We start from the raw sequence: 13,943 nt of genomic DNA on the forward strand, positions 1-13,943 counted from the left end.
CCTCCTCGCAAGGAAGTCGAATCAGACTTCTTCCTCGGCAACGATCCACGGTTCCGCTCGTGCGGCCGCTTCCCATTTCCGGGATGCCGGATGCGCCTTTACTCGCTCCATATATCCCAACGTCGTGGGGTCGCTAACGAGATTGTAGACGTCGAAGCGGTTAACCACAGGCGCGTACATCGCATCCGCAGCCGTGAACGACCCGAAAAGGAACGGACCGCCGGAGCGCGCGAGCGCGTCGGCCCAGATCGTCTCGATGCGGGCGACATCGGCGCGCACGTCGCCCGAAACCCCAAGCGTCTGTTTCTGCCGGCGAATGTTCATCGGGCAGGCGCTGCGCAAGGCACGAAAGCCGGAGAGCATTTCGCAGGCATAGCTGCGCGCCCGCGCCCGGTCCTGTTGGTCTGCCGGCCAAAGCCCGGCATCCGGAAACAGTTCGGCGACATATTCGATGATCGCCAGCGACTCCCAGATCTTGACGTCGCCATGCTCGAGAAGCGGCACACGCCCGGTCGGCGAGATTTCCCGCAGCTTCGGGTTTCCGGCCGCAAAATCGAAGGGAATGACCACGTCCTCGAAGGCAATGCCTGAGGCTTCGAGCGCCAGCCACGGTCGCAGCGACCAGGACGAATAGTTCTTGTTGCCGACGTAAAGGACGAGTTTGTTCAAGATTGGATCTCCCTATGCACCCTGCTGCAACCATTACAGCGCCGCGCGTCTTATTAGACGCGCAAAGGTCGCTGTAGCACTTTGAACTGCTGCATGTTTTTATCCTTAAATCGAATAGGATTTAAGGAAACATGCAGTAGGCCACGGCGAGCATCAGGACCAATGAATAGGCGTCATCTCAATCATAAAGGCAGGTGATGTATCCGCCCGATCGGCTGGCCCGGCGCTCGATCAGTGATGCCAGGCGTTTCAGTCCGCGCCCCGGTTTTCCGGCGTTGCGCTCTTTCGGGTTGGGCAGCGACACGGCGAGAAGAGCGGCCTGGCGCCTGGAAAGCTTGGCGGCGGAAACGCCGAAATGGTGGCGGGCGGCAGCCTCGATGCCGTAGATACCGTCACCCCATTCGGCGACATTCAGGTAGATCTCCATCATCCGCTGTTTGCTCCAGACGAAGTCGGCGGCGATGGCGAGCGGCAGTTCCATCGCCTTGCGCACGAAGGAGCGGCCGTTCCAGAGGAAGAGGTTCTTCACCGTCTGCATCGGGATGGTGCTGGCGCCGCGCGTCGATTCCCCATCGAGCGCATCCTCAACCACGCCCCGCATCTGCCCCCAGTCGACGCCGTCGTGGATGCAGAACTGGCCATCCTCCGACATCATCACCGATTGCACCAGCACCGGCGCTATCTTGTCGAACTCGACCCACTGTCGGTCATAGCCGCGCAGCAGCACGAGGTCGCGCAGCATCAGCGTCGAAACCGGGCGAATGAAGTCGATGAGATAGAGCGCAATCAGCGCATAGGGCAGAAGCAACAGGCCAAGAACGACGAAAATGATGCGACGGCGATGCAGGCGCCACGTCCGACGGAGGGACGACCAGCGACTGGCGGGCATATCGCCCTCCTCACGCGCCTCGGGAACGATGTCCACGGCCTGACTGTCCACCTCTCTGTCCATCCGTTTCTCTTAGTGCATGGGCTGGCAAAGTTGAACGGGCTTTCTGGCAAAAGGCAAGGCACTCACAGGTCTGTCCTCGACAAAGCGCACTGCCGCGACACGAAAGCCCGTTGAAAGCGCCTTTCGCGCATGTCAAAGAGCGCTCATGAGACAGGAAACACCGACCTTCGAGACCCAACTGAAACGCAACGCGCTCGCGATCGAGACGCTGCTGGGGCGCCTGCTGGGTTTGAGCATCGAACCCGACGAGATCGGCCGCCCGGAAAACCTGCTCGGCGCGATGCGTCACGGCGTCCTCAACGGCGGCAAGCGGTTGCGCCCGTTTCTGGTGATCGAATGCGCCAGCCTGCTGGGCGGACGCTTCGATGCAGCGCTGCGGGTCGGTGCGGCGCTCGAATGCGTCCACTGCTACTCTCTGGTCCATGACGACCTGCCGGCGATGGACGACGACGACATCCGGCGCGGCCAGCCGACCGTACACAAGGCTTTCGACGAGGCGACTGCGATCCTTGCCGGCGACAGCCTGCTGACCTTCGCCTTCGACATCATCGCATCGCCGGAGACGCCGCTTGCCGACGCACAGAAGGCGGCGCTTGTCCTCGCGCTGGCGCGTGCTGCCGGCCATGGCGGCATGGCCGGTGGACAGGCGCTCGACCTTGCGGCGGAGAAATCCACTCCCGACGAAGCCGGCATCGTCACCCTTCAGGCGATGAAGACAGGCGCGCTTCTGCGCTTTGCCTGCGAGGCGGGCGCGATCGTCGCCGGAGCAGACGCGAACGACCGTCACCGTCTGCGCAGCTTCGGCGAAAAGATCGGCCTTGCCTTCCAGCTCGCCGACGACCTGCTTGACCTCACCGCCGACGCCGAGACCATGGGCAAGGCAACCGGCAAGGATGCCGCACGCGGCAAGGGCACGCTCGTCGCGCTCCACGGACAGGCCTGGGCCGAGACCCGGCTGGAACAACTGGTGGCGGAGGCAGAGGCGCTGCTCGAACCCTATGGCGAGCGCTCGTCGATCCTTGCCGAAACCGCCCGCTTCATCGCCAATCGCAGGAATTGAATCGTGAGCAAATACTGGTCGCCCATCGTTTCGACGCTCAAGCCCTATGTGCCAGGCGAACAGCCGCGCATCGCCAACCTCGTCAAGCTCAATACCAACGAGAGCCCCTACGGCCCTTCGGACAAGGTTCTGAGCGCAATCACCGCAGCGGCCAACAGCGATCTCAGGCTCTACCCCGACCCCCTGGCGCTCCGCCTGCGTGAAACGATCGCGGCCCGTCACCGGGTCACCGCCGGCGAGGTCTTCGTCGGCAATGGTTCGGACGAGGTCCTGGCCCACATCTTTGCCGGGCTGTTGAAGCACGACGCCCCGCTGCTCTATCCCGACATCTCCTACAGCTTCTATTCGACCTACGCCCGGCTGTTTGCGATCGATGCCGTCGAAGTCCCGCTCGACACTCAATTCCGCATCGATCTAGCCGATTACGACAGGTCCTGCGGCGCCATCATCCTGCCAAACCCGAATGCGCCGACCGGCATCGGCCTGCCGCTTGCCGAAATCGAGCGGCTCGTTGCCGCCCACCCGGATCAGCCAGTTGTCATCGACGAGGCCTATATCGACTTCGGCGGCCAGTCGGCGATCGCGCTGGTGCCGAAATACGAAAACCTGCTGGTCGTCCAGACCTTCTCCAAGTCGCGTGCGCTCGCGGGCCTGCGCGTCGGCTTCGCCATCGGTCAGCGGCCGCTGATCGAGGCGCTGGAGCGGGTGAAGGACAGCTTCAACTCCTATCCGCTTGGCCGCCCGGCCCAGGCAGGAGCGACCGCTGCGATCGAAGACGAAGCCTGGTTCGAAACGACCCGCAAGAAAATCATGGCATCCCGTGAACGCCTCACCGGTCAACTCGCCGAGCGCGGTTTCGAGGTCCTCCCATCGCAGGCAAACTTCGTCTTCGCCCGCCATCCCGGCCATTCCGGCGACGCGCTGATGCAGGCGCTGCGTGAGCGTGCCGTGCTCGTGCGCCATTTCGCCAAGCCCAGGATCTCCGATTTCCTGCGCATCACCATCGGCACCGATGCCGAATGCGCCCGGCTGATCGAAGCGCTCGACGACATTCTCTGAGATCTGGTCCCGAGACGGGGGCTCTCAGACTTGGCTCAGGCACTTGGCCGCGAAAGACACATTCGCTAAGGTCCGGCGATCCACGCCGGAGCCCTCTCCATGTTCGACCTGTCGCCATACCTTTCGCAACTCGCGGTCGCCTGGACGGCCTATATGATTGCGACCGCATCGCCAGGTCCGGCGGTGCTTGCAATCATCACCACCTCGATCAGCCAGGGGCGCAAGGCGGGCCTGGCGCTCGCCTTCGGCGTACTGTCCGGCAGCTACACCTGGGCGATGCTAACGGCATCCGGCCTTTCTGCGCTCATCGGCGCTTACGGACAGGCGCTGATCGTCCTGAAGATCGCCGGCGCCTGCTACCTGTTCTGGCTCGCCTACAACGCGCTACGCGCCGCCATGCGCGGACATGCGCCCCCAAAGGCGATGCCGGGCCAACCACAGGCGTTGCTGAAGAAGCACTATCTCAAGGGGCTCGGCATCCACCTGACCAATCCCAAGGCGATTTTCTCCTGGATCATGCTGGTCTCGCTCGGCATGCCCGCCGGCGCGCCGACGGCCGTGACCGCCGCCTTCATCGCCGGATGCATGCTGCTCGGTCTCGTGACCTTCTGCGGTTTTGCGATCGTGTTCTCGCTGCCGCCGGTGCATCGCGGCTATCTCAAGTCGCGACGCATCATCGAGAGCCTGATGGCAGGCTTCTTCGCTTTCGCAGGATTGAAACTGCTGACGACGCGGCTCTGAGCTAGAGCATTTCCAGGAAAAGTGTGAAGCGGTTTTCCGTCAGGAAATGCGTAGAAACAAAGAAACAGAGCACTTGTGTGATTCCGCTTAAACCGGAAACGCTCTATTCGGCCGCGGCCTGACCCTGGCCGTAACGCTTTTCGATATAGTCGGAAACGAGCGTCTCGAAATCGCCGGCAATGTTGGGGCCGCGCAGCGTCATCGCCTTCTGGCCGTCGATGAAGACGGGTGCGGCCGGCGTTTCGCCGGTGCCGGGCAGCGAGATGCCGATATCGGCATGTTTGCTTTCGCCGGGGCCGTTGACGATGCAGCCCATGACCGCGACCTTGAGGCCTTCGACACCCGGATATTTCTCGCGCCAGACCGGCATGTTGCGGCGGATGTCGTCCTGGATCTTCTGGGCGAGCTCCTGAAACACCGTCGACGTCGTGCGGCCGCATCCGGGACAAGCGGCAACGACGGGAATGAACTGGCGGAAGCCCATGACCTGCAGCAGTTCCTGCGCCACCTGCACCTCGCGGGTGCGGTCGCCGCCGGGCTCCGGCGTCAGCGAAATACGGATTGTGTCGCCGATGCCCTGCTGCATGAGAATGCCGAGCGAGGCCGACGAGGCAACGATGCCCTTGGTGCCCATGCCGGCTTCGGTGAGGCCGAGATGCAGCGCATGGTCCGAGCGCGTCGACAGCATGGCATAGACGGCGATCAGGTCCTGAACACCCGACACCTTGGCCGAAAGAATGATGCGGTTGCGCGGCAGGCCGATGTCTTCGGCAAGTTCGGCCGAAAGCAGCGCCGACTGCACGATCGTCTCGCGCGTCACCTGCTGGGCCGTCAGCGGAAACCCGTTCGCCTGGTTCTCATCCATCAGCCGCGTCAGCAGTTCCTGATCGAGCGAGCCCCAGTTGACGCCGATGCGCACCGGCTTGTCGTAGCGGATCGCCATCTCGACGATCTCGGCGAACTGCTTGTCCTTCTTGTCCTTGAAGCCGACATTGCCCGGGTTGATGCGGTACTTCGCCAGCGCCTCGGCGCAGGCCGGATGGTCGGCAAGCAGCTTGTGGCCGATATAGTGGAAATCGCCGACGAGCGGCACGTCGAGGCCGAGGCGCTCGAGCCGATCGCGGATCTTCGGCACCGCAGCCGCACTTTCGTCGCGGTCGACGGTAATGCGCACCAGCTCCGAGCCGGCCTTGTGAAGCGCCGCCACCTGCGCCACCGTTCCGTCGATATCGGCGGTGTCGGTATTGGTCATCGATTGGACGACCACCGGCGCACCGCCGCCGACTATGACTCCGCCGACATCGACGGCGACGGACGCGCGGCGGGGCTGCGGATCAAAATCAAAGGCGGCAGACATGAAGGCCTCTTGGTCCCCCAGGTCACGCCGGTGACCTGGTCTCATCGTTTCAGCGCGGGATGCAGACGGAAACCCGCATGGGTTTTCCCGTTCCGCTCCTGCTTTTCGTCCATCAGGTGGATGAGGAAAGCATCGTTGTCAACGGCGACATCATGCCCTGACGGCGATTTGATGGCAGGCGCCCGACCTCAATGGCCCTTTCCATGGTCCGCATGAACGGCATGGTGCGACAGCATCAGCACGACGATGAACAGCACCGGCACCGAGGCGAAGATGATCGCAAAGCCTGTATGTTCGGCGACGAAGCCGATCAGCGACGGTGCGAACAGCATGCCGGAATAGCCCATGAAGGTTGCGACCGAGAGGCCGATACCCGGCTGCAGGCCCGGCATGTTGCCGGCGGCCGAAAACGCGATCGGCACCATGTTGGAAATGCCGATCCCGGCAATCGCAAAACCGAGGATGGCGAGGTAGGCATTCGGCGCGAGGCCCGCCAGCACCATGCCGACAAGCGCTGTGACCGTGCAGATGCGCAGCGTCCGCTTGGCGCCGAAACGATCACGCACATGGTCTCCGGCAAAACGCATCGTCGCCATCGTCGCAGAGAAGGCGGCAAAGCCGAAGCCGGACAGTTCGACCGAAGCGCCGAGTTCGTTGCGCAGATAGAGCGCACCCCAATCGAGCACGGTTCCTTCCGGCACCATCGAAAACAGCGCCATGATGCCGATCAGCCAGGGAAGCGGCGTCATCGGCAGGCGCAGCTTTTCCTTGGTGGCGGCGGGGTGCGGCTTGTCGGCCAGGATCATCGGCCAGGCGATCGCGAGCACTGCCAGGCTGAGCAAGGTCACGACGATGACGTGCGGCAGAACGCCGAAGCGCGCCATCAGGAAGCCGCCAATGCCGGCACCGATCAGGCCGCCGAGGCTCCAATAGGCGTGGCAGGAGGACATGATGGCGCGGCGCATCGATTTTTCGACCTCGACCGCATTGGCGTTCATCGCCACGTCCATCGCGCCGACGAAGCCGCCGAGCAGGAACATGCCGACGGCAGCGGCCCAGACATTCGGCAGCAGCGTCAAAAGCAGGAGCAGCGGCGACAGCAGGATGGCGGTGACCTTGACGACCTTCTGCGAGCCGACCCGGGCGATAAAGCCGCCGGCGATCGGCATCAGCACCAGCGAGCCGACGCCGAACATCAGGATGAGCAGGCCGAGCACGCTTTCGCTGATGCCCAGCCGATCCTTGAATTCGGGGATCTTCGGTGCCCAGCTTCCGGTGACGAAGCCGTTCATCAGGAAGAGCAGCGACACGGCAAGCCGGTCGCGGGTCATGTAACCCTGCCGAACGGCGGTGGGAGCGGAACGTTGGTCCATGATTGTGCCTCTATGCCGGAAGCCGCCGGCTCAAATGGTAATTTCGATCAGATTGCCGTCGGGGTCGCGAAGCACCGCCTCGTAGAAGCCGTCGCCCGTCCACCGCGCCTGCGATACCAGAATGCCCTCAACCGAGGCCCGGGCCGCCATCGCGTCGACCGCCGCTCCGCTGCCGAGCGACAGGGCTACATGCGCGAGCCCCGTACGCTCGACGCCTTCGGGCTCGGCCGGAGCCACCCAATGCCCCTCCATGATTTCGATTGCCGGCCCATCGCCAAAGGTCAGAAAGCGGGAGCGAAACCCCGGACGACGCCGGCTCTCATAGGCGTCTCCGACGCTCGCGCCGAAGAAACGCGACCAGAAGGACGCGACCCCCTCCAGATCCCTGGTCCAAAGAGCCACATGCGCGATGCTCATCGTTCGCTCCCTCCAGCCATGATCACGGTCGTCCCAGATGCCTCGAAGGCGGCGACGTGGTGCGCCGGCGCGTCGGCCTCCAGCACCAGCGTCGTCACCTGGTCGATGCCGACAACCGCGTGGGATGCGGCCGTGCCGAGTTTGTCGTTGGTAACGGCGACAAGCAGGGCGCGGCTGCGCGATGCGATCAGCCGCTTGAACTCGGCGTCCTCGAAAAAGATCGCCGTCAGGCCGGCATCAGCATCGGCGCCGCAGGTGCCGAGGATGCAAAGGTCGGGCCGAAGCTGTTCGATATCCCGTTGCGCCCGCGCGCCGACGGCAGCACCAACGGCGCGGTTGAGTGGGCCGCCGACGAGAATGAGGTCGATGCCCGGCTTCTCCATCAAGGCGGCGGCGATCAACGGCGTGTTGGTGACGATGGTCGCCTTCAGGTCCGGCTCGATAAGCTGGGCGATAGCAAGATTGGCCGAGCCGGCGTCGAGGAATACCGTGCTACCGGGCGCTATGAAGCCGACCGAGGCGCGCGCCAGCGCGGCCTTGCGCTCCGGCGCCATCGCCACGCGCTGGCTGAGCGACAGGGCGCTTGGCGCAAGCGGCAACGCGCCACCATAGACCCGCTCGCACAGGCCGGCCGCGGCCATCTCGCGCAGATCGCGCCGGATCGTGTCTTCGGAGACCCGGAACTCGGCGGCAAGGTCGGCCGCCAGCACCCGGCCGTCGGCCTTCAGCCGTTCCTGGATGAGTGTCTTTCGTTCGCGAAGAAGGAGTTCCGTGGACATTTGGCCAATCGTGCATAAACGTGCATGAATCGATGTAAATGTGCATAGCGAATTTTGAAAGCGATTTCAACCGCGATCCGGCGACAAAATCGAAAAGGGCCAGATTTGCCGACAGGCGCGTGTTTCGGATGAAAATTCTACCGGTCCGGGGAAAAATCTTCACAAAAACGCTCAGCAATTGGAGTTTTATGCGCTCAAGCGGCGATTTTTTTATGAGATTCTCTCCTCAATCCGGACGACGGGCCGGAACACAAAAAAGATGGAAAGACACGATGAAACTCCTCCCCACGCTTTTCGCCGCCGCCCTCCTGCAGGTTGCCGCCTTCGTCCCCGCTATGGCCGGTGAGAACCTCGACCAGATCAAGTCCGCCGGCGTGCTGAAGATCGGCACAGAGGGCACCTATGCGCCCTTCACCTATCACGACAAATCTGGCGCGCTCGTCGGCTTCGACGTCGAGATCGGCCAGGAAGTGGCCAAGAAGCTGGGCGTCAAGGCCGAGTTCCTGGAAGGCAAGTGGGACGGCCTGATCGCCGGCCTCGACGCCAACCGTTACGACGCGGTGATCAACCAGGTCGGCATCACCGAGGAGCGCAAGAAGAAGTACGACTTCTCCGAGCCCTATATCGCCTCCAAGGCCGTGCTGATCGTCAAGGGCGACGACGCCGAAATCAAGGACTTCGCCGACCTCAAGGGCAAGAAGTCCGCCCAGTCGCTGACGAGCAACTTCGGCAAGCTTGCGCAGGCTTCCGGCGCCGAGCTGGTCGGCACCGACGGCTTCGACCAATCGATCCAGCTGGTTCTGACCGGCCGCGCCGATGCGACCATCAACGACAGCCTTTCCTTCCTCGACTTCAAGAAGCAGAAGCCTGATGCCAACGTGAAGATCGCCGCCGAACAGGCCGACGCCGACTATTCCGGCATCATCATCCGCAAGGGCGAGCCGGAACTTCTCGAAGCCGTCAACAAGGCGCTTGCCGAAATCAAGGCCGACGGCACCTACGAGACGATCTCGCAGAAGTACTTCGGCGCCGACGTCTCGAAGTAACACCCGCCTGACATTAAGGCCGGCAGCTTCTCCCCCGGCCTTGCTCGCTACGGCGCCGCGCGTCGGACATGACGCGCAAAGGACGCGGTAACACTTCAAGCTCGCTGCATGCCCCCGCCTCAAACCAATTTCGATTTAAGGCATCATGCAGTATGAATCGCGATCCGTTCCGGCCTCCGGAGCGGATCGCGCTTTTTCGAAAGGCCCATCCCTTGCCCACCTGGCTTCAACTCATGCTGGATTCGCTGCCGTCCCTGCTTTGGGCCGGGCTGACGTTCACCATCCCGCTGACGCTGCTTTCGTTCATTCTCGGCCTGGCGCTTGGCCTGGCAACGGCCATCGCCCGCCTCTTCGGGCCGGCGCCCGTCGTTGCCGTCGCGCGGTTCTATGTCTGGGTCATCCGCGGCACGCCGCTGCTCGTCCAGCTCTTCGTGATCTTCTACGGCCTGCCGAGCATGGGTATCCTGCTCGACGCCTTCCCGGCCGCGCTGATCGGCTTCACGCTCAATGTCGGGGCCTATACCTCAGAGATCATTCGCGCGGTGATCTCCTCGGTGCCGCGCGGGCAATGGGAAGCGGCCTATTCCATCGGCATGAGCTGGAGCCAGGCGATGCGTCGCACGATCCTGCCGCAGGCAGCCCGCGTCGCCGTGCCGCCGCTGTCGAACACCTTCATCTCGCTGGTGAAGGATACCTCGCTTGCCGCCGCGATCACGGTTCCAGAGCTTTTCCAGACCGCCCAGCGCATCGTCGCCACCACCTACGAGCCGCTGATCCTCTATATTGAGGCAGCGCTGATCTATCTCGCCATGAGTTCGGTACTGTCAGCCCTGCAAGTGCGGCTGGAGCGCCGGTTCGCCCGCTATGGCGGCTTCCTGGAGGCCCGGACATGATCGAGCTTTCCCACATCGAAAAACGCTTCGGCGACAATCTCGTGCTGAAGGACATCTCCGTGACGCTGGCCGAAGGCACGGTTACGGCGCTGGTCGGCCCTTCCGGCGGCGGCAAGAGCACGCTCCTGCGCTGCATCAATCTCCTGGAGATCCCGACATCGGGCTCGATTCGACTTGGCGACGAGGCGCTGGACTTTCAGCCCGGGCGCAAGACCGGCTGGCAGGCGATCCAGCGCCTGCGCCGCCAGACCGGGATGGTGTTCCAGAATTTTCAGCTTTTCCCGCACCAGACCGCACTCGGCAACGTCATGGAAGGCCTTGTCACCGTGTTGAAATGGCCCGCCGACAAGGCGCGCGCCCGCGCCATGGAGCTGCTTGAAAAGGTCGGCATGGCCCATAAGGCCGATGCCTGGCCGGCCACGCTTTCCGGCGGCCAGCAGCAACGCGTGGCGATCGCCCGCGCATTGGCGCCGTCGCCACGCGTTCTTCTCTGTGACGAGCCGACCTCGGCGCTCGATCCGGAGCTGGCAGAAGAAGTCGTCGAAGTGCTGAGCCGGCTTGCCCGCGAAGGCACGACCATGGTGATGGCGACGCATGACCTGAGGTTAGCCTCGCGCGTCGCCGACAAGGTGGTCTTCCTCGACGGTGGCGTCATCGTCGAAAGCGGCGCGCCGAAGACGATCTTCTCGACGCCCGAGCGCGAACGCACCAAGAAGTTCATCGCCTCGCTGAGTGCGCCGCACAGCTACGACATCTGAGCGACGTTTGGGGGCCGATCGCCCGGGTGACTGATAGCGGGCCAGGGTCGGTGGAGGGCGAACTATCTCTCATTCGCCATTCTCCACCCTCTCCTCCGTCATCCTCGGGCTTGACCCGAGGATGACGGAGGAGAGGGTGGAGCTCACCGGCAAGAACTGCGTACCAAGGCGTCTTGAGGCGCGGCGGAGGGCCGTGCTTGCGGCTGGATCCTCGGGTCAAGCCCGAGGATGACGACAGGGATGGCGGCCTATCCCCTCTCACGAAAACGGCCGGACTCACGCCCGGCCGTTTCTATTTATTCTTGCCCGAAACCTCAGGCGCCGAAAACGATCAGCAGGTCCTTGGCATCGATCTGGTCGCCGGCGCGCACCAGAACTTCGGCAATCGTGCCGTCCTTCTCCGCATGCAAGGCCGTTTCCATCTTCATCGCTTCGATCGACAGCAGAAACGTCATGGCACTCCTCCTGATCGGCTTTTGGGGCAGCCAACCGAGCACAACATCAAGTCCTTGGCATCGATCTGGTCGCCGGCGCGCACCAGAACTTCGGCAATCGTGCCGTCCTTCTCCGCATGCAAGGCCGTTTCCATCTTCATCGCTTCGATCGACAGCAGCACGTCGCCCGCCTTGACCGCCTGGCCCGCGTGCACCGCGACCGTCGAGATCACGCCCGGCATCGGCGCGCCGAGCTGCGTAGCGTTGCCGGCCTCCGCCTTGCGGCGGATGGCGCTGGAAGCACCGCGGTTGCGATCGGGAACCTTGATCGGGCGCGGCTGGCCGTTGAGTTCGAAGAACACCTTGACCATGCCCTTCTCGTCTATCTCGCCCTGGGTCTGGTTGAGAATGACCAGCGTCTTGCCTTTTTCAAGGTCGGCGAACAGCTCCTCGCCCGGCGCCATGCCGTAGAAATAGGCCGGCGTCGGCAGCACGCTGACGGGACCATARGTCTCCGCCGCCAGCGCATAGTCGGTGAAGACCTTGGGATACATCAGATAGGACGCGAACTCGTAGTCGTTGACCTCGCGTTCCAGCTTCTCTTCGATCGTCTTGCGCTCGGCATCGAGATCGGCAGCTTCGAGCAGCGAGCCCGGGCGAACCACATAGGCCTTTTCGCCCTTCAGCGCCTTCTTCTGCAGGCCTTCCGGCCAGCCGCCCGGAGGCTGGCCGAGGTCGCCCTTCAGCATCGACACAACCGATTCCGGGAAGGCGATGTCCTTGGCCGGGTTCTCGACGTCGGCAACGGTCAGGTCCTGGCTGACCATCATCAGCGCCATGTCGCCGACGACCTTCGAGGACGGCGTCACCTTGACGATGTCGCCGAACATCTGGTTGGCGTCGGCATAGGCCTGCGCCACTTCGTGCCAGCGGGTTTCCAGACCGAGCGAGCGGGCCTGCTCCTTGAGGTTGGTGAACTGGCCGCCCGGCATTTCGTGCAGATAGACTTCCGATGCCGGTCCCTTGAGATCGCTTTCGAAGGCGGCGTACTGATGGCGCACCGCTTCCCAGTAGAACGAGATGCGGCGGATCCATTCCGGATCAAGGCCCGGGTCCCGTTCGGAGCCGCGCAAGGCTTCGACGATCGAGCCGAGGCAGGGCTGCGAGGTGTTGCCGGAGAGCGAATCCATCGCCGCATCGACGACATCGACGCCGGCATCGACGGCAGCCAGAACGGTCGCGGCGGCAATGCCCGACGTGTCGTGGGTGTGGAAGTGGATCGGCAGATCGGTCGCCTCACGCAGCGCCTTGAACAGCACGCGGGCTGCAGCCGGCTTCAACAGGCCAGCCATRTCCTTGACCGCGATGATATGTGCACCGGCCTTTTCCAGTTCGGCGGCAAGCGCGGTGTAGTACTTGAGATCGTATTTCGGCCGGGCGGCATTGAGAATATCGCCGGTATAGCAGATCGCCGCTTCGCAGATCTTGTTCTCTTCGGCGATCGCCTCCATCGAGACGCGCATGTTGTCGACCCAGTTGAGGCAGTCGAACACGCGGAAGACSTCGATGCCGCCCCTTGCCGCCTGGCGGACGAAGTATTTGACGACGTTGTCAGGATAATTCTTGTAGCCGACGCCGTTGGCGCCGCGCAGAAGCATCTGCAGCAAGAGGTTCGGCGCATCCTCGCGGATGCGCGCCAGCCGGTCCCATGGATCTTCGGTGAGGAAGCGCATCGAGACGTCGAAGGTCGCCCCACCCCAGCATTCGAGCGAAAACAGATTCGGCAGAGCCCGCGCATAGGTGCCGGCGACACGGGCGATGTCGTAGGTGCGCATGCGAGTGGCGAGCAGCGACTGATGGCCGTCGCGCATGGTCGTGTCGGTGACGAGCACCTGCGGCTGCGCCCTGACCCATTCGGCAAATTTCTTCGGGCCGAGTTGGTCGAGCATCTGCTTGGTGCCCGGCTTGATCTCGCCGCCGATGAACGGCACGACGGGGGCGGCGATCTCATCCGACGGACGCGGACGGCCCTTGGCTTCCGGATGGCCGTTGACGGTAACGTCGGCGAGATAGGTCAGGAGCTTGGTCGCGCGGTCCTGGCGGCGCACCTGCTGGAAAAGCTCCGGCGTCGTGTCGATGAAGCGCGTGGTGTAGGTGTTGTCGTGGAATTTCGAGTGGCTAATGATCGCTTCGAGGAAGGTCAGGTTCGTGGCCACTCCGCGGATGCGGAATTCGCGCAGCGCGCGGATCATGCGCTGGATCGCCTCGTCGGGGTTCGGCGCCCAGGCCGTCACCTTTTCCAGCAGCGGATCGTAGTAGCGGGTGATGACCGCGCCCGAATAGGCGGTGCCGCCATCGAGCCGGATGCCGAAGCCGGTTGCGCCGCGATAGGCAGTGATGCGGCC

14 protein-coding genes are annotated in these 13,943 nt (G+C 63.4%); 6 read left to right on the top strand and 8 right to left on the bottom strand.

Annotated elements, in window-relative coordinates; translation table 11 throughout:
• Positions 1-21 precede the first annotated feature (21 nt).
• Complete coding sequence (locus tag ASD02_RS34805; RefSeq protein ID WP_025425226.1) at positions 22-669, bottom strand: glutathione S-transferase family protein; 648 nt, start codon at positions 667-669, stop codon at positions 22-24.
• A gap of 178 nt (positions 670-847) precedes the next feature.
• Entirely contained in the window at positions 848-1,594 is a 747-nt protein-coding gene (gene mtgA / locus ASD02_RS34810; protein WP_025425227.1) for a monofunctional biosynthetic peptidoglycan transglycosylase, read from the bottom strand.
• Positions 1,595-1,766: 172 nt separating this feature from the next.
• Between mtgA and ASD02_RS34815 the strand changes: the two genes are divergently transcribed.
• From ASD02_RS34815 to ASD02_RS34825, 3 genes are all read left to right on the top strand, one after another.
• The gene (locus ASD02_RS34815; protein ID WP_025425228.1) at positions 1,767-2,681 is read left to right on the top strand and encodes a polyprenyl synthetase family protein; all 915 of its coding nucleotides are present in this window, start codon (positions 1,767-1,769) and stop codon (positions 2,679-2,681) included.
• Positions 2,682-2,684: 3 nt separating this feature from the next.
• Entirely contained in the window at positions 2,685-3,740 is a 1,056-nt protein-coding gene (gene hisC / locus ASD02_RS34820; protein WP_025425229.1) for a histidinol-phosphate transaminase, read from the top strand.
• Between the two features lie 99 nt (positions 3,741-3,839).
• Positions 3,840-4,481, top strand: a complete 642-nt coding sequence (locus tag ASD02_RS34825; RefSeq protein WP_025425230.1) for a LysE family translocator — start codon at positions 3,840-3,842, stop codon at positions 4,479-4,481.
• Positions 4,482-4,584: 103 nt separating this feature from the next.
• On the opposite strand, the gene ispG is transcribed toward ASD02_RS34825, so the two are convergent.
• The 4 genes from ispG to ASD02_RS34845 all read right to left on the bottom strand — a co-directional run bounded on the left by ispG (position 4,585) and on the right by ASD02_RS34845 (position 8,407).
• Entirely contained in the window at positions 4,585-5,838 is a 1,254-nt protein-coding gene (gene ispG, locus ASD02_RS34830; protein ID WP_025425231.1) for a flavodoxin-dependent (E)-4-hydroxy-3-methylbut-2-enyl-diphosphate synthase, read from the bottom strand.
• Positions 5,839-6,026: 188 nt separating this feature from the next.
• Positions 6,027-7,211: an MFS transporter gene (locus ASD02_RS34835; RefSeq protein WP_025425232.1), complete on the bottom strand. Its 1,185-nt coding sequence runs from the start codon at positions 7,209-7,211 to the stop codon at positions 6,027-6,029.
• A 30-nt stretch (positions 7,212-7,241) separates the two neighbouring features.
• Positions 7,242-7,628, bottom strand: coding sequence for a glyoxalase/bleomycin resistance/extradiol dioxygenase family protein (locus tag ASD02_RS34840; protein ID WP_057221809.1), 387 nt, complete (start codon positions 7,626-7,628; stop codon positions 7,242-7,244).
• On the bottom strand, positions 7,625-8,407 hold the full coding sequence (locus tag ASD02_RS34845) for a DeoR/GlpR family DNA-binding transcription regulator (RefSeq protein WP_057210877.1): 783 nt from the start codon (positions 8,405-8,407) through the stop codon (positions 7,625-7,627). Before ASD02_RS34845 ends, ASD02_RS34840 begins: the two co-directional genes overlap by 4 nt.
• A 272-nt stretch (positions 8,408-8,679) precedes the next feature.
• Here ASD02_RS34845 and ASD02_RS34850 point away from each other — a divergent pair, with 272 nt between their 5' ends.
• From ASD02_RS34850 to ASD02_RS34860, 3 genes are all read left to right on the top strand, one after another.
• Complete coding sequence (locus tag ASD02_RS34850; protein ID WP_025425235.1) at positions 8,680-9,453, top strand: amino acid ABC transporter substrate-binding protein; 774 nt, start codon at positions 8,680-8,682, stop codon at positions 9,451-9,453.
• 212 nt (positions 9,454-9,665) lie between these two features.
• Positions 9,666-10,346, top strand: coding sequence for an amino acid ABC transporter permease (locus ASD02_RS34855; RefSeq protein ID WP_025425236.1), 681 nt, complete (start codon positions 9,666-9,668; stop codon positions 10,344-10,346).
• Positions 10,343-11,104 (top strand): amino acid ABC transporter ATP-binding protein, encoded by a 762-nt coding sequence (locus ASD02_RS34860; protein ID WP_025425237.1) that lies wholly within the window; start codon positions 10,343-10,345, stop codon positions 11,102-11,104. Before ASD02_RS34855 ends, ASD02_RS34860 begins: the two co-directional genes overlap by 4 nt.
• Before the next feature lie 314 nt (positions 11,105-11,418).
• Here the strand turns inward: ASD02_RS34860 and ASD02_RS37860 are convergent, their stop codons facing one another.
• Complete coding sequence (locus ASD02_RS37860; protein ID WP_082555711.1) at positions 11,419-11,559, bottom strand: biotin/lipoyl-containing protein; 141 nt, start codon at positions 11,557-11,559, stop codon at positions 11,419-11,421.
• Positions 11,556-13,943: pyruvate carboxylase (gene pyc, locus ASD02_RS34865; protein WP_057258509.1), on the bottom strand; the 2,388-nt coding region annotated here is incomplete at its 5' end. The genes ASD02_RS37860 and pyc, both read right to left, overlap by 4 nt.

It is taken from the genome of Ensifer sp. Root1252 (assembly GCF_001425885.1).
Lineage (GTDB): Bacteria > Pseudomonadota > Alphaproteobacteria > Rhizobiales > Rhizobiaceae > Ensifer > Ensifer canadensis.